Raw genomic sequence first — 17,134 nt, forward strand, 5'->3', positions numbered from 1 at the left:
TTAACACGGATGTGTTCGCCCCGCCGCTGTCGTCCGCTCTCGGGAGGTGAGACACCCCCAGGCCAGCAATGGTTCTGCCCCGTCCGTCCTCGGACACGAGGAACTCAGTACCCGCCGCGTGTCCGGCGCGCCGCAGGGCGGCTGCGCATCCCCGCGCCGGCCAGTCCGCCGTGCTGGAAGGCCCTGACCAGCTCGCCGCCGAGGTTGACCCCCGCGCCCAGCGCCAGGCCCACCGTGACCGCCTCCGCGAGGCTGAGCAGCCCGGCGGAGGGGTCGCCCTGCGTGATCTCGATCAGGCCCCGGTACAGGATGCTGCCGGGCAGCAGCGGGGCGATCGACGGGACCAGGTAGGGCAGCACCGGTCTGCGCGTGCGCCGCGCCAGCCAGTGGCCCACCACGCCCACCGCGACCGCGCCCGCGACCGTGCCCACCACCGCGGGCACGTGCAGCAGGTCGCGCATGCTCGCGTAGATCACCCAGATCATCACGCCGAGCACGCCGATCATCGGCAGCATCCGGGGCGGTACGGCGAGCGAGATCGCGAAGGCCACCGCGATCCCCGCCGCGCCGATCAGTACGGGGACCTCCATCGAGGTTCCCGCGGAGGGGAGGTCCTCCAGGTTGATGTTCACGCCCAGGCGCTGGGCGGTGTAGGCGACCGCGCCCACGCCGGACACGATCGCGCCCAGGATGAAGAAGGTCTCCAGCAGGCGCGCCGCCGCCGACACGTAGGTGCCGCTGATGCCGTCTTGGAGGCTGGAGACCAGCGGGCGTCCGGGCAGCAGGGCCATGATGTTGCCGGTGATGATCGCCCCGGCCTGGAGGCCGAGGTCCAGCGTGGTGCTGGCCCACAGCAGCGCCACGCCGATCGTGGCGGCCACCACCGCGGCGCCCGCCATCTGGTAGAACTCCGCGACGCCCCGCTTGGCCAGGAACACCGACGTGCGGTCGCCCATGACGGTGGCCAGGAAGGCCGCGGTCGCCACGATCAGGCCGCCGCCCACCATGAGGCTCGCGCTGGAGGCGATGAGGCCGAACCCGACCGCGATGAGCCAGTTGGGGTAGGGCATGCGGGCGCGCCTGATCTGGGTCAGGCGGGCGGCGGCGTCCTCCAGTTCCAGCAGGCCGAGCGCGCACTGCTGCACCAGGGTGTGCAGTTCGTTGACGCGGAAGTAGTCCAGGGTGCGGCGGCGCACCACCCGTTCGCCGGTGATCGGGGGGTGTTCGCCCCCGGGGTGGGTGGACAGGGTGATGGTGGTGAAGGTGACCGAGACCTCCGAGCGGGGCAGGTCGAAGGCGACCGAGAGGCTGAGCATCGCCTCGCTGACGGCCTCCGTGCCCTCTCCGCTGGCGAGCATCAGCTCGCCCACCCGCAGCACCAGGTCGATGGCGCGGGCGTCGGGGAGGTTGACGTCCTCGGTCTCGTCGAAGCCGTCCGGGGTCAGCTCCCGCTCGTGCGCCTCGCGCCAGTCCCGCATCCTGCTGAGCAGGCGGTCCTCGCTCGGGGGCACGGGTCGCTCCCGCTTGCTTGGCATTCCTGTCTCCGTCTCCTCCCCGCCTGTACCCGTGGTGACCGGCGTGCTGTGGACAACCCATGAGGGGACGCGGTACCGGAGGGTGGGGTTCGCCCGGAACGGGGCTCGTGGCCGGTGAGTTCGATCACCGGATCATCCTGTCAAGGCCGGGGGCCCGTCCACAGCGACGCGCCGGGGTCCCCGGCGCCGCGCCCGGGGCCCGTGTTCGGGGGGTCCGGGGCCGGGCCGGAGCCTGTGCGGGGCGGGGGTTCGCGTGCCGGGGCCGTGTGTCCGCGCGGACCGGTGAACCTGGTGGCCCGGTGCGTGTGTCGCGGGCGGGGTCCGCGGGACCTGGTGGCCAGGTCCTCCCGGGACGCGGGTCGCGGGTGTCAGCCGGAGTGGGGTCCGGAGCCGTGGTCGCGCTCACCGGGGCGGACCAGTCCGTGCTCGTAGGCGTAGACCACCGCCTGGACCCGGTCGCGCAGTTCCAGCTTGGTGAGGATGCTGCCGACGTGGGACTTGACGGTGGTCTCGCCCAGGACCAGGTGGGCGGCGATCTCGGCGTTGGACCACCCGCGTGCGAGCAGGCGCAGGACCTCGTGCTCGCGGGCGGTCAGGGTGTCCTCGGCGGGTTCGGTGGCGGGGGAGGCGGAGGGCAGGAGCGGGGCGAAGCGGTCGAGCAGGCGGTTGAGCACCGCGGGGGAGATGGCCGCCGCCCCGTCCGCGACCACCTCCACGGCCGAGACGAGTTCGGCGGGCGGCGCGTCCTTGAGCAGGAACCCGGAGGCGCCCGCGCGCAGCACCTCGACGGCGTACTCGTCCAGGTCGAAGGTGGTCAGCGCCAGGACCCGTACCCGGTGTCCCAGGGGCCGCGCCCACGACACGATCTGCCGGGTGGCCTCGATCCCGTCCATGCCGGGCATGCGCACGTCCATGAGGACGACGTCGGGCAGCAGGCCGCGGGTCGCCCGGACCGCCTCGCGGCCGTCGGAGGCCTCGCCCACGACGGACAGGTGCGGGGCGGACTCCAGGATCATGCGGAAGCCGGCGCGGACGAGGGGCTGGTCGTCGACCAGCAGTACTGAGACGGGCACAGGGGGAATTGTGCCGTATCCCGGGCGGTGCGCGGGTCCGAGCCCGGGGTCACCCGTGTCAGTGGACTGTGGGCGCGGCGCGGATGGGGCGGGGCCGTCCCCGATGCGGGGCCGGACCCCGCGTCCTGCCGGTGCCCGGCCGGGTCACGCGCGCGGTCGGCGTACGGGCGGGTCACCCGCGTGGGCGGTCCGTCGGCGCGGGCAGGGGCGGCGGGGTGCCGCCGAACTCCGGGCACAGCGCCTGGTGCTCGCACCAGCCGCAGAGCTTGCTCCTGCGGGGCTCCCACACCCCGGCGCGTCCTGCCGCCTCGATCCGCGCCCAGATGTCGGCGATCTCGGACTCCGCGGCCCGGAGTTCGTCCTCGGTGGGGTCGTACCAGCGCACCGCTCCGTCGCCGCCCAGGTAGACGAGTTGGAGGCGGGTGGGGACGACGCCGAGGTCGCGCCAGATCATGACCGCGTAGAAGAAGATCTGGAAGCGGGCCTTGTCCTCGAACCGGGGCGCGGGGGACTTGCCGGTCTTGTAGTCCACGATCCGGATCTGGCCGGAGGGGGTGGCGTCGATGCGGTCCACGTAGCCGCGCAGCCGCAGGCCGGTGGGCAGGGACACCTCCAGGCGCATCTCGCGGTCGCGGGGCTCCAGGGCGGTGGGGTTCTCCAGGTCGAAGTAGCGGCGGACCAGGTCGCGGGCGGACTCCAGCCAGGTGTCGCGCTCGGCGTCGTCGGCGAACAGCTCGTCCAGCTCGGGCTTCTTCTCGCGCAGCTTCTTCCACTGGGGCTCGACGAGGCCGACGGCGTTGCGCGGGTTGCGCGACTCGGCGGGCAGCTCGTACAGGCGCTCCAGGCAGGCGTGGACGAGGGTGCCGCGCAGGGCCGCCGCGCTGGGCGCCTCGGGGAGGCGGTCGATGGTGCGGAAGCGGAACAGCAGCGGGCACTGGAGGAAGTCGGAGGCCCGGGAGGGGGAGAGGGCGGACGGGAGGAGCGCGGTGGTCATGGATCGAGCCTATGAGAAGGTCGCGACAGGCCGCGAGGGGAGAGGGCGGCCTGTGGACGAGCGGCCCGTGGAGAGAGCGGTCTGTGGAGAAGCGGCACGGGTGCGGGAGGCGGTCCCGAATCCGGGAAGCACGGTGCCGACCGGCCCCGTGGGCCCCCTGTATCCAGGAAACACCGGCGGCCCGGCGTAGCGCCACGGGCGGATCGGGCCTGTGGACAACCGGGCGGGCGGTGCGGCGCGGAGCCGGGCCGTGGGCGCCGCGGGGCCGGGGCGGGCGGGCCGTAGGCTGGGGGTGTGACGACCGGTAGTGACCCATCCGCGCCCAGACCCCGCGAGCGTTCCGCCAGACCGGGGTTACTGATCGGCCGCCCCTTCGGCATCCCCGTGTACGTGACCTCCTCGTGGCTGATCGTCGCGGCTCTGATCACCCTGGTCTACGGCGGCGTCGTCCAGGGCCGCCTGGCGCTGGGGCCGACCGCCTACCTGCTGGCCTTCGTCTTCGCCGTGCTGCTCTACGCCTCCGTGCTGGTGCACGAGCTGGCGCACGCGGTGGTCGCGCGCATGTACGGCCTGCCGGTCCGGCGCATCGTGCTGTACGTCCTGGGCGGGGTCTCCGAGATCGAGCGCGAGGCGCCCACGCCGGGGCGTGAGTTCTGGATCGCGTTCGCCGGTCCGCTGTTCTCCCTGCTGCTGGCGGCGGGCGGGTTCGGTCTGTACCTGTTCACCGAGCCGCGCACCGTGGTGGGTGAGCTGCTGTTCCAGTTGTGGATCGCCAACCTGCTGGTGGGCGCGTTCAACCTGCTGCCGGGGCTTCCGCTGGACGGCGGGCGGCTGCTGCGCGCCGGGGTGTGGAAGGCGACGGGCAGGCCCTTCGCGGGGAGTGCGGCCGCGGCCTGGGGCGGTCGGGTGCTGGCGCTGCTGGTGGTGGCGCTGCCGTTCCTGATCACGTGGTGGGCGGGCGGACGGCTCAGCCCGTGGAGCGTGGTGTGGGGCTTCGTCCTGGGCGGTTTCATGTGGATGGGCGCCTCCGACGCGCTGCGCTCCGCACGGGTGCGGGAGCGCATTCCGCGCCTGCGGGCCCGGGACCTGGCCCGGTCCTCGGTGACGGTGTCGGCCGACACGCCGCTGGCCGAGGCCGAGCGCCGGGCCCGGGAGGCGGAGGCGGTGGAGGTCGTGGTGACCGACGCCCGGGGCGTTCCCACGGCGGTGGTGCACCCGGCGGCGGCCGGGGCGATCGAGCCGCAGCGCCGGGCGTGGGTGCCGGTGTCGAGCGTGTCCCGTGCGGTGACCGAGCATTCTCTGGTGCCGGTGGGTCTGGAGGGTGAGGAGTTGCTACGGGCGCTGACGGGTCATCCGCTGCCGGAGTACGTGGTGGTGGACGAGGCCGGTGGGGTGCGCGGGGTGCTCAGGGCCGCGGACGTCAACGCGGTGGTCTCGGGCGGGCGCTGAACCGGCCGGGGCCGGACGGTGTCGGCGGGGCCGTTTTTCTCCTTCGCGGCGGGGCGCGCGGCGCGGGCGGTGGACGCTGGGTGGTGGGAGGGTGCCGATCTTCTCCTTCGCGGCGCGGGTGGGGGTCGCGCGGCGCGGTTGGCGGGCGCCGAACCGGGGATCAGCGGCGGGCGCCCTCGGGCCACAGCACCGAGACCGGGCGAAAGAGCGAGCGCGCGTAGGCCACCACGTCGGCGGTGCCGCCGGGGCCGCGCGCGGGCTGGCCGTCCCAGACGGCCACGAGCTGGTCGCAGCGCCGCACGAGCAGCCTTCCGGCCTCCAGGTGAGCCTCGGGGGTGGACTCGGTGCGGGGCAGCGTGTGCACGAGGACGGCCTGTCGCAGGAGGCGGTCGTAGACGGGGCGGTGCTCCTCGGGCAGCGCCTGGCGGTAGCCGGAGGCGGGGATGACCGCCTCCAGCGGGGCTCCGGCGGCGACGACGGCCTCGGCGAAGACGGCGTCGGCGCCGTCGGCCAGGCAGGACAGGCCCACCATCTCGCAGCCGTAGGGCTCCAGGTGGGCGGTGAGCAGCGCGGTGACGGTGCGTCGCACGCCGGGGGCCAGGTCTCGGTGACCGGTGACTCCGATGTGGATCACGGGACCTCCCTGATGGTCGCTTCGCGGTTTTCCTACCCCTGGGCGGCGGCGCCCCTCACCAGGGACAGGAGCCGGTCGTCCAGGTCGGCCACGCAGCGCGCCCGCGTTCCCGAGCAGCGGCGGCGAAAGGCCCGGACCCGGCCGATGATCCGCTCGGACTCGTAGCGCACGCCCGTGTTCAGCGCCTCGTGGACCAGGCGGAAGGCCTCGTCCACGTCCCCCGCGTCGGCGTGCGCCGAGGCCAGTTCCACCTGGAGGACCGCGGACTGCTTGGGGTTGCCCCCGTTGGGCGCGAACGCCTCGGCGAAGGCCCGCCGGGCGTCGTGCGGCTGGCGCAGCCGCACGCCCACCCGGGCGCGGTAACCGGCGACCTTGGTCTCGTCGAAGGCGAACACCCACGGCCAGGGCGGGTCGGTGTTGGCGGAGCGGGCCACCTCCCGCTCCGCCCGGCCCAGGGCGCGCGCGGCCGCAGCGCCGTCCCCGTTCCCGGCGTGCGCGAGCGCCCCCACGCAGGCCAGCCAGGCGCGCGCGGTGGGGTGGGCGGCGGGGCCCAGGACGTGTTCGGCCTCCTGGACCAGCCCCAGGCCCAGGTGGTGGTCCTCGGCGGTGTCGGTCTCGAAGGCAGCCAGGGAGCCCAGCATGTACACGTCGAGCAGGCGCATGTCCGCCTGGCGCGCGCGCGTCACGGCGGTGCGGTAGTGCGCCCTGGCCGACCCCATGTCCCCCCGGTCCGCGTGCAGCCAGGCGGCGAAGCCGGAGGCCTCGCTGGCCGCGGCGCTCAACTCGCCGTGGAAGGGCGTCCCGTGCGCCTGCCCACGCATGTGCTCGGCCAGATGCACGTGCGCCACAGCGCTGGGCAGCAGGTGGCGGGAGGGGGAGGTGGCGTCCATGCGGCGCTGGCCCCCGGTGATGGCGCGCAGGGAGGGCGCGGTCGTCTCGTTGACGGTGTCGGGGTACGGGTCCGACGCCACCGGGGCCGGAGCCGCACCGGTGGTGACGGTGGTGGCGGTGAGCAGGGCTCCCGCGGCCACCGCGCGTCCGAAGTCGCGGCGCCTCGTGGTGTCCACCCCCTTCTCGGCGGGACGGGCCTGGGGCGCGGTGCCGCCGAAACGCAGCATGTGCAGCGGGATGCCCAGGCGTCGGGCGAGGTCGTGTACCTGGCTGATGGTCAGCGACTGCTGGCCGTTGACCACGCGCGAGACCCAGCTCTGGGAGTAGTCGATCGCGCGGGCGAGGTCGCCCTGGGACCAGCCGTGCGCCGCGCGCACGCCCTCGATGATCGTCGCCATGTCACAGGTGGCCAGGGCACCCGCCATGCGGGGGCGTGTCCACAGGTCCGGTGGAAGAACGCCGTCTGGTTGGGACATGAGCTTAGGTTAGGGAATCCGGGCGCCGCTGGTGGCTATGTGTAAGAAAGAAGTACGTATGCGTGATCCGCATAGGACCGGCGGTTTTTCCTCCGGATACGGCAGAGTGCAAGGGTCGTTGGTCCCAGAAGGCGTCTGGGAAGGGGAGGGGAGTCCCGTTGACCGTTGAGACCCCGCCGACGGGGAGTCCGAGCCTGAGGTGTGCCCCGGGTACGGCCGGGCCGGTGGACCGCGTGGAGCTGACCAACCTCGCCCTGCGCGGGCTGGCCGCCGAGCTGCGCTCACGCGGGGTGGAGGCCCGTGAGGACGGGTTGTGCGGGGCGGTGGACGCCGGCCCCAGCACCCGGCCCCACCGCGCCCTGCTGCGGCCCCACCGCGGGGACCTGTGGTGGTGGATGCGCTGGCCGCTCCAGGACGGGCTGCCCACGGCGTTGGCGGGCGTGCCCATCTCACCGGTCGCGCACACCTCCACCGCCGCGCGGCGGATCGTGGTCGCCCTGTCCCTGTCCGTCGGCGAGGGCTGAGCGGGCGCGGTCCGCCGCGCGGAACGCCCCCGGCGTGATCCCGTAGGAGCGGCCGAACCACCGCGTCAGATGGCTCTGGTCGGTGAACCCCGACCGCGCGGAGGCCTCCGACAGCGGCACCCCCGCCGCGCACCGGCGTCCACGCCCCCGGCGCCGGGGACGCGGCGTCCGCACACCCGTGCGTTTCGACACCGGGGGCGCCGTGGCCGTGTACGGGCCCAGGGGGGGACGTGGACAAGGCGGTCAGGGGGCTGCGCCCGCACCCCTAGGGCCGGGTGGCCCGGGCCGCCTCAGCCGGTCTCGGACTCGGCGGCGGCCAGGGCGGCGCCGACGATCCCGGCCGTGTTGAGCAGCGAGGCGGCCACCACGGGCGTGCGGATGTCCAGCAGCGGCAGGAACTTCTCCGCCTTGCGGCTGACCCCTCCGCCGACCACGATCAGGTCCGGCCACAGCAGGTCCTCCACGACCCGGTAGTAGCGCTGCAGCCGCTCGGTCGCCCACTCGCGGTAGGACAGCGCCTCGCGTTCCTTGGCGCCCGAGGAGGCCCGCGTCTCGGCGTCGTGGCCGTCGATCTCCAGGTGCCCGAACTCGGTGTTGGGCACCAGGCGCCCGTCCACCACCAGGGCGGTGCCGATCCCCGTGCCCAGGGTGGTCATCAGCACCACCCCCGGCACGTCCTTGGCAGCGCCGTAGCGGGTCTCGGCCACGGCGGCGGCGTCGGCGTCGTTGAGCACGCGCACCGGGCGGCCGGTGGCCTCGGCGAACAGCGACCGCGCGTCGGTGTCGATCCAGCTCTTGTCCAGGTTGGCCGCGGTGCGCACCACGCCCCCCTGCACCACGCCCGGGAAGGTCACGCCCAGGGGCATTCCCGCCGCCTCGGGGAAGTGCTCGGCGATCCCGTGCACGATCTCGGCCACCGCCTCGGGGTCGGAGCGGTCGGGGGTGAGGACCTTCATCCGCTCCTTGAGGAACTCGCCGGTGGTCAGGTCGACCGGCGCGCCCTTGATCCCGCTGCCGCCGATGTCGATTCCCAGCCCCGTGGTCAGCTGTGACATGGGTTGTCTTCTCCCGTGGTCCTCGTGTGGTGGTCGGGCGCGGTCAGGGGCCCGTCAGGCTGAATACTGCCCTGGGCGCGGGGATTTCGCACGCGGGGGCGCCCCGTGCCCGTTCGCCGCGGTACCGGGGGGCCGATACCCTGGGCGATCGCCCTGCCAACCAATAGCGACGTGGGAAGACGAGAGCGACGTTGACCGGTATCCATGGCCGCCGCGGCCCCTTCACCGACGGCGACACCGTGCAGTTGACCGACCCCAAGGGTCGCATGCACACCATCACCCTGCGAGAGGGCGCCGCCTTCCACTCCCACAAGGGCAAGGTCGACCACGACGACCTCATCGGACAGCCCGAGGGCAGTGTGGTGCGCTCCAACACCGGCACGGCCTACGTGGCGCTGCGCCCCCTGCTGATCGACTACACCCTGTCGATGAAGCGGGGCGCGACCATCGTCTACCCCAAGGACGCCGCCCAGGTGCTCGTGGAGGCCGACATCTTCCCCGGCGCGCGCGTGGTGGAGGCCGGGGCGGGCTCGGGGGCCATGTCCAACTGGCTGCTGCGCGCGGTCGGTGAGAGCGGCATGGTGCACTCCTACGAGCGCCGCGCCGACTTCGCCGAGATCGCCCGCAAGAACGTGGAGAGGTTCCACGGCGGTCCGCACCCGGCCTGGAAGCTCACCGTCGGCGACCTGGTGGAGGAGCTGGACGAGACCGACGTCGACCGCGTCTTCCTGGACATGCTCGCGCCCTGGGAGTGCCTGGACGCGGTCGCCGACGCCCTCATCCCGGGCGGGCTGGTGTGCTGCTACGTCGCCACCACCACCCAGCTCTCGCGCGTCGTGGAGCAGCTGCGCGAGGACCCCCGCTTCTACGAGCCGCGCTCGTGGGAGACCATGCTGCGCACCTGGCACGTGGAGGGCCTGGCGGTGCGCCCCGACCACCGCATGATCGGGCACACCGGTTTCCTGGTGGTCGCGCGCCGCCTGGCCGACGGGGCCGAGGCCCCCGAGCGCCGCCGCCGTCCGGCCAAGGGCGCCTACGGCAAGGACTTCACCGCCGCGCGCGAGCAGGACCGGCGCGCGGACGGAGCGCGGGAGGCGACCCCGGCCGGGGAGGTCCGGGCGCTGGCCACCGACGCGGCGGTTCCCGAGGCGCCCCGGGGCGCCGAGGAGTCCGGCGGGGCGGCCGACGCCTCCGGCCCGCAGACCCCGGAGGGCGCTGTCGACCCTCAGGCCCCGGAGGACGGCGCCCGCGGCTGAACTCCCGGCCCCTCACCCGAGCCCACCGACTGAGCCCGCCCGCGCGGGACGCACACCGCTCCTCACCGTGCGTCCCCGGCGCGGTCCCCACGGGGACCCGCCCGGGCGGGCTCCGGCGTGTGCGGGCGGGTCCGCTGACGTGCGCGGGGAGGGAGCGCCCGGAGGGGCGCACTCCTTGCCCGTGGCCGGACCCAGAGGTTACGTTCTCATTACGTCGGGTCATCCGCTAGCACTCTGACCTGTGCTGACGCAAGACCTGGAAATGAGGCCTACGACACTCTGCGGCCTTGGGAGGTTAGGAATAGGGCGAGGGTAGGTAGGCTCCGATGTAGTTCCTCATAGGGAGGTGGCGGACGTGGCTGAGCGCGACGACGAGCGTCAGAGCGACCGGGACCGTGAAGTCGAAGAACTCACGGCCCAGGTCTCCTACATGGAAAAGGAACTCAGCGTTGTTCGGCGCAAGCTCGCCGATTCGCCCCGGCATGTACGCCTGCTGGAGGAGCGGCTGAGGGAGGCACAGGCCAACCTCGCCGCCGCCAACGGCCAGAACGAACGGCTCGTCTCCACTTTGAAGGAGGCGCGCGAGCAGATCGTGGCGCTCAAGGAGGAGGTCGACCGGCTCGCCCAGCCGCCGTCGGGCTTCGGCGTCTACCTCGGTTCGCGCGAGGACGAGACCGTCGAGATCTTCACCAACGGCCGCAAGATGCGGGTCAACGTCAGTCCCTCGGTGGACCTGGACAACCTGCGCCCCGGCCAGGAGGTCATGCTCAACGAGGCCTTCAACGTCGTCGAGGTGGAGTCCTTCGAGACCGTCGGCGAGGTCGTCATGCTCAAGGAGATCCTTGAGGACGGCGAGCGCGCCCTGGTGATCTCCCACCACGACGAGGAGCGGATCGTCCGCCTGGCCGAGCCGCTGCGCGACGAGGCGATCCGCCCCGGCGACTCGCTGCTGCTGGAGCCGCGCTCGGGCTACGTCTACGAGCGCATCCCCAAGTCCGAGGTCGAGGAGCTCATCCTCGAAGAGGTCCCCGACATCGCCTACACCGACATCGGCGGCCTCTCCGGGCAGATCGAGATGATCCGCGACGCGGTCGAGCTGCCCTACCTGTACAAGGAGCTCTTCTACGAGCACAAGCTGCGCCCGCCCAAGGGCGTGCTGCTCTACGGCCCTCCCGGGTGCGGTAAGACGCTCATCGCCAAGGCGGTCGCCAACTCGCTGGCCAAGCAGGTCGCCGAGCGCACCGGCCGCGACGTCGGCAAGAGCTTCTTCCTCAACATCAAGGGCCCCGAGCTGCTCAACAAGTACGTGGGAGAGACCGAGCGGCACATCCGCCTGGTCTTCCAGCGCGCACGGGAGAAGGCCTCCGAGGGCACCCCGGTCATCGTCTTCTTCGACGAGATGGACTCGATCTTCCGCACCCGCGGCTCGGGTGTGTCCTCCGACGTGGAGAACACGATCGTGCCCCAGCTCCTGAGCGAGATCGACGGTGTGGAGGGCCTGGAGAACGTCATCGTCATCGGCGCCTCCAACCGCGAGGACATGATCGACCCGGCGATCCTGCGCCCCGGCCGCCTGGACGTCAAGATCAAGATCGAGCGGCCCGACGCCGAGGCGGCCCGCGACATCTTCGGCAAGTACATCACCACGGACCTGCCGCTGCACGACGAGGACCTCGTCGAGCACGGCGGTTCGGCCAGGGCCACGGTGGACGCCATGATCCAGCGGGTCGTGGAGCGCATGTACACCGAGGGCGAGGAGAACCGCTTCCTGGAGGTCACCTACGCCAACGGTGACAAGGAGGTCCTGTACTTCAAGGACTTCAACTCCGGCGCGATGATCGAGAACATCGTCTCCCGGGCCAAGAAGATGGCCATCAAGGACTTCATCGACCAGCAGTCCAAGGGCATCCGGGTCTCGCACCTGATGCAGGCCTGCGTCGACGAGTTCAGCGAGAACGAGGACCTGCCCAACACCACCAATCCCGACGACTGGGCGCGCATCTCCGGTAAGAAGGGCGAGCGCATCGTCTACATCCGGACCCTGGTCACGGGCAAGAAGGGCGCGGACTCCGGTCGGAGCATCGACACGGTGCCCAACACCGGCCAGTACCTGTAGGAACACGGCTGCAAGAGCGCTCCGAGGGGCCGACCGGACCACCGGTCGGCCCCTTCCCGTGCCGGTTGTCCCCGGGTCCCGTGACGGCAGGGTGATGACACTCTCCCGGAGGCGGAGCGGGCCGAGGAGTGCCCTCGCCGACGCCCGTTCGAATCCGGCTGACAGCCGAGGGCGGTTCCCGGGCGGGGTCGTGAGAGGCTCTGGTGCCACGGCCCGAACGGGTTCCGTGCCAGAGCACTACAGCATCGGAGACGACAGCAGTTATGGAAAGCTACGGGGTTCAACTCGGCCTCGTCCTTGTCCTCGTTCTCGTCAACGCCCTGTTCGCGGGGAGCGAGATCGCCCTGATCACCCTCCGGGAGGGGCAGATCAAACAGTTGGCGGCGCGGGGTCCCGGCGGCCGGGCGGTGGCTCGCCTGGCACGGGACCCCAACCGTTTCCTGGCCACCATCCAGATCGGCATCACCCTCGCGGGCTTCCTGGCCTCGGCCACCGCGGCCGTGTCCCTGGCGCAGCCCCTCATCGAGCCCCTGGGCTTCCTGGGCTCGGCCGCCAGCCCGGTGGCGATCGTCCTGGTGACCGTGCTCCTGTCCTTCGTCACGCTGGTCTTCGGAGAGCTGGCGCCCAAGCGCATCGCCATGCAGCGGGCCGAGACGTGGGCGGTGCTGGTCTCCCGACCGTTGGACCTGCTCGCCATGCTCTCCCGCCCCGTGGTGTGGCTGTTGAGCGTTTCCACCAACCTCGTGGTGCGCCTGACGGGCGGTGACCCCTCCGCGGCCAAGGAGGAGGTCAGCGAGGAGGAGCTGCGCGACATGCTCGCCACCCAGCGGGGCATGACCCGGGAGCAGCGCACCATCATCTCCGGAGCCTTCGAGATCGACGACCGGCGCCTGCGCCAGGTCGTCGTTCCCCGTGGTGAGGTGTTCACCATCCCCGCCCGCACGCCCGCGGCCCAGGCGGCGCAGATGCTCGCCGAACACGGGCACTCCCGGGCGCCGGTGGTCAACGACGACGACCTGGACGACGTGCTCGGTGTCGTGCACTGGTCCGACCTGGTGCGCGGTGGGGCCGACGCCGGAGAACTGGCCCGCGAACCGCTGCTCCTGCCCGATTCCCTGGTGGTGTCGTTGGCCCTGCGCCGCATGATCGCCGAGCACCAGCAGCTGGGCGTGGTCATCAACGAGGTCGGTGGCGTCGACGGCATCGTGAGCCTGGAGGACCTGCTGGAGGAGATCGTCGGGGAGATCTACGACGAGACCGATTCCGACATACGCACCGTGACCCGCAACGCCGACGGGTCCTTCACCCTGCCCGGGACCTATCCCGTGCACGACCTGCCCGACATCGACATTCATCTGGACGATCTGCCCGAAGGGGACTACGTCACCGTCGCCGGGCTGGTCATCGCGGTGCTGGGCCACATCCCCCAGGAGCCGGGGGAAGAGGTGGTGCTGGACTCCTGGAAGGCCAGGATCGACCAGGCCAACGGGCGCACCGTCACCCAGGTGACCATGTCCCCCGCGGCGTAACACCGCGCGGCCCGCCCGGACGCGCTGTACCGCTGCCCTGGTACCGGCCAGTGCCTGTGGAAACGCACTCCGAGAGCGCCTTGGGGGGCCGACCGGACCACCGGTCGGCCCCTTCCCGCGCCGGTCGCGTCCGGTCCCCGTGACGGCGGGGCGATGGTGCTCTGGGTCCCCGCGCTGGTTGGCCGGGCGCGGCACGGGCCAGGCGCTCCGGGCACATCAGGTGAGCGGCCGCCGGGGGCGGCGGCCCCCGGCTCCGCGTCCCGCTGACCGGGACGCCGCCCCCGCCCGGCGGGAGCGGACCAGCGCCGACCGGGTGTGGGGCCTTCGTACGTCGTGACCTGCGAGGGGACGGCACGCCGCGGTACCGCGCAACGCCCCAGAACACGGCACTTGGGCCACAATTGGCGCGGAAGCGTTCAAGACCACGCCTCGGTGGATAACCTCTCACCATGAGTGTGCGGCGGATTATGGGTATCGAGACCGAGTACGGGATCTCCGTACCAGGCAACCCCGGGGCCAACGCGATGGTCACCTCCACCCAGGTGGTCAACGCCTATCTGGCCGCCTCGGCGGCCCGGGCGCGGCGCGCCCGCTGGGACTTCGAGGAGGAGAACCCCCTGCGCGACGCGCGCGGCTTCGACCTGGCGCGTGAGGTCGCCGATCCCACGCAGCTCACCGACGAGGACCTGGGCCTGGCCAACGTCATCCTCACCAACGGCGCCCGCCTGTACGTGGACCACGCCCACCCCGAGTACTCGGCGCCCGAGGTCACCAACCCGCGCGACGCGGTGCTGTGGGACAAGGCGGGGGAGCGGGTGATGGCCGACGCCGCCGCGCGGGCGGGCGCCACCCCGGGCATCGAGCCGATCCAGCTGTACAAGAACAACACCGACAACAAGGGCGCCTCCTACGGCTGCCACGAGAACTACCTGATGCACCGGTCGACGCCGTTCGGCGACATCGTCCGGCACCTGATCCCGTTCTTCGTCTCCCGCCAGGTGGTGTGCGGGGCGGGCAAGGTCGGCATCGGCTCCGACGGGCAGGGCAGCGGGTTCCAGATCTCCCAGCGCGCCGACTTCTTCGAGGTCGAGGTGGGGCTGGAGACCACCCTCAAGCGCCCCATCATCAACACCAGGGACGAACCGCACGCCGACCCCGACCAGTACCGGCGGCTGCACGTCATCATCGGCGACGCCAACATGAGCGAGATCTCCACCTACCTCAAGCTGGGGACGACGGCGCTGGTGCTGTCGATGATCGAGGACGGGTTCCTGAGCGCGGACCTGTCCCTGGAGACCCCGGTGGCCGACCTGCGGGAGGTCTCGCACGACCCCGGCCTCACCCACCGGGTGCGGCTACGCGACGGGCGGCGGATGACCGCGCTGGAACTCCAGTGCGAGTACCTGGACCAGGCCCGCAAGTACGTGGAGGACCGCTTCGGCACCGACGTGGACCCCGACACCGCCGACGTCCTGGACCGCTGGGAGTCGGTGCTCAACCGGCTGGGCGCCGACCCGATGAGCCTGGCCGACGAGCTGGACTGGGTGGCCAAACTCAAGGTGCTGGAGGGCTACCGCTCCCGTGACTCCCTGGAGTGGTCGCACCCCCGCCTGCAACTGGTGGACCTGCAGTACTCCGACGTGCGGGCGGACAAGGGCATCTACAACCGGCTGGTGGCGCGCGGGCGGATGAAGCGCCTGCTGGAGGAGGCCCAGGTGGACCGGGCGGTCACCGAGCCGCCGGAGGACACCCGCGCCTACTTCCGCGGGCGCTGCCTGGCCAAGTACGCCGACGAGGTGGCCGCCGCCTCCTGGGACTCGGTGATCTTCGACCTGCCGGGCTACGACTCGCTCCAGCGGGTGCCGACCCTGGAGCCGCGCCGGGGCACCAAGGAACACGTGGGGAAGCTGCTGGACGCCTCCCCGACCGCGGCCGACCTGGTGGCGGTGCTCACCGGAGGCCGCTGACCGGCGGGAGTCCGCCCCCCGGGGGCCGCGGACGCCCGCCCGCGTCCGCGGCTCCCGCAGGGGCGCCTCAGGTGTGCCAGGTGCCGTCGTGGCAGCGGACGGGCTCCAGGCTCAGGGCGGTCCACAGCTCCAGCCGGGTGCGGGGCTCGTCCAGGCGGCGTCCCATGACCCGCTCGGCGGCGCGCAGCCGCGAACGCAGGGTGTTGCGGTGCACGCCCAGGTCCCGGGCGGTCGCCTCCACCTGTGCGCTGTTGTCCAGGTAGTGGCGCAGGGTGTGCGCCAGTTCCGTGCCGTTGCGGACGTCGTGGGCGCGCAGCCTGCCCAGGACAGCCTGGTCGAAGGCGCGCGCCCCCTCGGCCGGGACCGCCGAGCGCAGCAGCGCCCAGGCGTCGGTCTCGTCCACGTGCCGGTACCCCTCCGTCGCGGCCTGGCGCGCCCGGTCCACGGCCGAGGACAGGTCCTCGGGTCCCCGGGCGGTGCAGGCCCCGGCCGCGACCGGGCCCCCGTCCGAGGCGGACAGCGCCTCGAACAGGCGCCTGCCCGGGCGGGGCGCGCCCCCGCCGTCGGGCAGGACGGCCACCAGCACGTCCTCCAGGACGCACAGAGCGCTGTCGCGCGCGGCGGCGGTGTCGCCGAGCACGTCGGTCAGCGCGTCCGCCGCGTGGTCCAGCAGCCGGTCGGGCGAGGGGGTCCGCAGGCACACCACCTCCCAGGGCGGGACGGGCAGGGGCAGGGGCGCCCGGGGCCGCCCCGTCACCGCGGCGAGCAGGACCGGGGCGCGTTCGCGGTACAGCGCCCGCCGGGCGTCGCGCGAGTGCAGCAGGTCCACCGCCAGCAGTGAGGCTGCGTGGTTGGCCAGCATGCGCACGTGCGGCGTCACCGGGGACGTGCAGCGCAGAGCCAGCCAGCCCAGGGTCCGGCCGGTGGGCCCCAGCGTCTGGAGGAGGACGCTCGCCTCCCCGTCGGCCAGCACCGTCATCCCGCGCGGGCGCCCCGCCAGGGCCGAGCGCACCAGCGCGTGCCAGGGGGGTTCGGTGTCGGGCACGGCCGCGCTCGTCATCCCGTTGCGGTCCAACAGCAGCGACGCCCCCGAGGTGGCCGAGGACAGCTCGCCCATCACCCCGGTCGGGCCCGAGCGCAGCGACGCGCGCGCCATCGCGTCCTGCGCGGTGAGCACCCGGTGCTGTTCGCGCGTGCGCTCGGCCGCGTAGTGGTCGGCCACCGCCTCCACCACCGCGACGAAGGGGGTCTCGCCCTCCACGCGCAGGATCGGCAGGCCCAGGGCGTCGCCCTCCTCCAGAACCTCGGGAGGGACCTCGCGCCGCCACACGTCCACGGCCAACCCCAGGCCGGCGCACCCGGCCCCGTGCAGCCGGCGCACGTAGGCGCGGCGCGCCCGCTCGTCGGCGCCCAGCCCCAGCCCGACCGTGAGCACCAGCTCCCCGCCGCGCAGCCAGCGCACCGGGTCGTGCAGCTCGATCACGTGCGCCCAGCGGATCGCCCGGTCCAGGCCGGAGCGGCCCGCCGCCACCCGCACCTCCAGGTCCGGGTCGGCCGTGATGTCGCGGACCGTGATCGCCAACGCCCCTACCTCCTGCCTCGCGGGTTGTGCACTGTGCACATGTGTAACAGCTG

13 protein-coding genes are annotated in these 17,134 nt (G+C 72.8%); 6 read left to right on the top strand and 7 right to left on the bottom strand.

Going from position 1 to position 17,134, the window contains the following annotated elements:
* Positions 1-104: 104 nt before the first annotated feature.
* The 3 genes from NDAS_RS07345 to NDAS_RS07355 form a co-directional block, all read right to left on the bottom strand.
* Entirely contained in the window at positions 105-1,478 is a 1,374-nt protein-coding gene (locus tag NDAS_RS07345) for a threonine/serine exporter family protein (protein ID WP_041553093.1), read from the bottom strand.
* Between the two features lie 425 nt (positions 1,479-1,903).
* Entirely contained in the window at positions 1,904-2,608 is a 705-nt protein-coding gene (locus tag NDAS_RS07350) for a response regulator (protein ID WP_013152515.1), read from the bottom strand.
* Positions 2,609-2,780: 172 nt separating this feature from the next.
* Positions 2,781-3,602: a RecB family exonuclease gene (locus tag NDAS_RS07355; RefSeq protein ID WP_013152516.1), complete on the bottom strand. Its 822-nt coding sequence runs from the start codon at positions 3,600-3,602 to the stop codon at positions 2,781-2,783.
* A gap of 384 nt (positions 3,603-3,986) precedes the next feature.
* Here NDAS_RS07355 and NDAS_RS07360 point away from each other — a divergent pair, with 384 nt between their 5' ends.
* Positions 3,987-5,051, top strand: a complete 1,065-nt coding sequence (locus tag NDAS_RS07360) for a site-2 protease family protein (RefSeq protein WP_041552520.1) — start codon at positions 3,987-3,989, stop codon at positions 5,049-5,051.
* A gap of 160 nt (positions 5,052-5,211) precedes the next feature.
* Here the strand turns inward: NDAS_RS07360 and NDAS_RS07365 are convergent, their stop codons facing one another.
* Together NDAS_RS07365 and NDAS_RS07370 are read right to left on the bottom strand one after the other, a co-directional pair.
* Positions 5,212-5,685 (bottom strand): hypothetical protein, encoded by a 474-nt coding sequence (locus NDAS_RS07365; RefSeq protein ID WP_013152518.1) that lies wholly within the window; start codon positions 5,683-5,685, stop codon positions 5,212-5,214.
* A 32-nt stretch (positions 5,686-5,717) separates the two neighbouring features.
* Positions 5,718-7,001, bottom strand: coding sequence for a helix-turn-helix domain-containing protein (locus tag NDAS_RS07370; protein WP_013152519.1), 1,284 nt, complete (start codon positions 6,999-7,001; stop codon positions 5,718-5,720).
* Between the two features lie 209 nt (positions 7,002-7,210).
* Between NDAS_RS07370 and NDAS_RS07375 the strand changes: the two genes are divergently transcribed.
* Positions 7,211-7,576 (top strand): hypothetical protein, encoded by a 366-nt coding sequence (locus NDAS_RS07375; protein WP_013152520.1) that lies wholly within the window; start codon positions 7,211-7,213, stop codon positions 7,574-7,576.
* Positions 7,577-7,866: 290 nt separating this feature from the next.
* Here the strand turns inward: NDAS_RS07375 and ppgK are convergent, their stop codons facing one another.
* The gene (gene ppgK / locus NDAS_RS07380; protein ID WP_013152521.1) at positions 7,867-8,631 is read right to left on the bottom strand and encodes a polyphosphate--glucose phosphotransferase; all 765 of its coding nucleotides are present in this window, start codon (positions 8,629-8,631) and stop codon (positions 7,867-7,869) included.
* 191 nt (positions 8,632-8,822) lie between these two features.
* On the opposite strand from ppgK, the gene NDAS_RS07385 reads away from it, so the two are divergent.
* From NDAS_RS07385 to dop, 4 genes are all read left to right on the top strand, one after another.
* Positions 8,823-9,887: a tRNA (adenine-N1)-methyltransferase gene (locus tag NDAS_RS07385; RefSeq protein WP_013152522.1), complete on the top strand. Its 1,065-nt coding sequence runs from the start codon at positions 8,823-8,825 to the stop codon at positions 9,885-9,887.
* Between the two features lie 346 nt (positions 9,888-10,233).
* Positions 10,234-12,003 carry a proteasome ATPase gene (gene arc / locus NDAS_RS07390; protein WP_019609145.1) on the top strand — a complete coding sequence of 590 codons (1,770 nt, stop codon included), beginning with the start codon at positions 10,234-10,236 and terminating at the stop codon, positions 12,001-12,003.
* A 263-nt stretch (positions 12,004-12,266) separates the two neighbouring features.
* On the top strand, positions 12,267-13,532 hold the full coding sequence (locus tag NDAS_RS07395) for a hemolysin family protein (protein WP_013152524.1): 1,266 nt from the start codon (positions 12,267-12,269) through the stop codon (positions 13,530-13,532).
* A 449-nt stretch (positions 13,533-13,981) separates the two neighbouring features.
* Positions 13,982-15,499: a depupylase/deamidase Dop gene (gene dop, locus NDAS_RS07400; RefSeq protein WP_013152525.1), complete on the top strand. Its 1,518-nt coding sequence runs from the start codon at positions 13,982-13,984 to the stop codon at positions 15,497-15,499.
* A gap of 67 nt (positions 15,500-15,566) precedes the next feature.
* Here the strand turns inward: dop and NDAS_RS07405 are convergent, their stop codons facing one another.
* Entirely contained in the window at positions 15,567-17,081 is a 1,515-nt protein-coding gene (locus tag NDAS_RS07405) for a PucR family transcriptional regulator (RefSeq protein ID WP_013152526.1), read from the bottom strand.
* Positions 17,082-17,134: the final 53 nt, after the last annotated feature.

The sequence above is a fragment of the Nocardiopsis dassonvillei subsp. dassonvillei DSM 43111 genome (assembly GCF_000092985.1).
In the GTDB taxonomy this organism is placed as follows: domain Bacteria; phylum Actinomycetota; class Actinomycetes; order Streptosporangiales; family Streptosporangiaceae; genus Nocardiopsis; species Nocardiopsis dassonvillei.

Bases quoted from the DNA above. Each gene is read 5' to 3' on its own strand.
- NDAS_RS07345 (WP_041553093.1), bottom strand. From the start codon at position 1,478: ATGCGGGACTGGCGCGAGGCGCACGAGCGGGAGCTGACCCCGGACGGC.
- NDAS_RS07355 (WP_013152516.1), bottom strand. From the start codon at position 3,602: ATGACCACCGCGCTCCTCCCGTCCGCCCTCTCCCCCTCCCGGGCCTCC.
- ppgK (WP_013152521.1), bottom strand. From the start codon at position 8,631: ATGTCACAGCTGACCACGGGGCTGGGAATCGACATCGGCGGCAGCGGG.
- dop (WP_013152525.1), top strand. From the start codon at position 13,982: ATGAGTGTGCGGCGGATTATGGGTATCGAGACCGAGTACGGGATCTCC.
- NDAS_RS07370 (WP_013152519.1), bottom strand. From the start codon at position 7,001: ATGGCGGGTGCCCTGGCCACCTGTGACATGGCGACGATCATCGAGGGC.
- NDAS_RS07395 (WP_013152524.1), top strand. From the start codon at position 12,267: ATGGAAAGCTACGGGGTTCAACTCGGCCTCGTCCTTGTCCTCGTTCTC.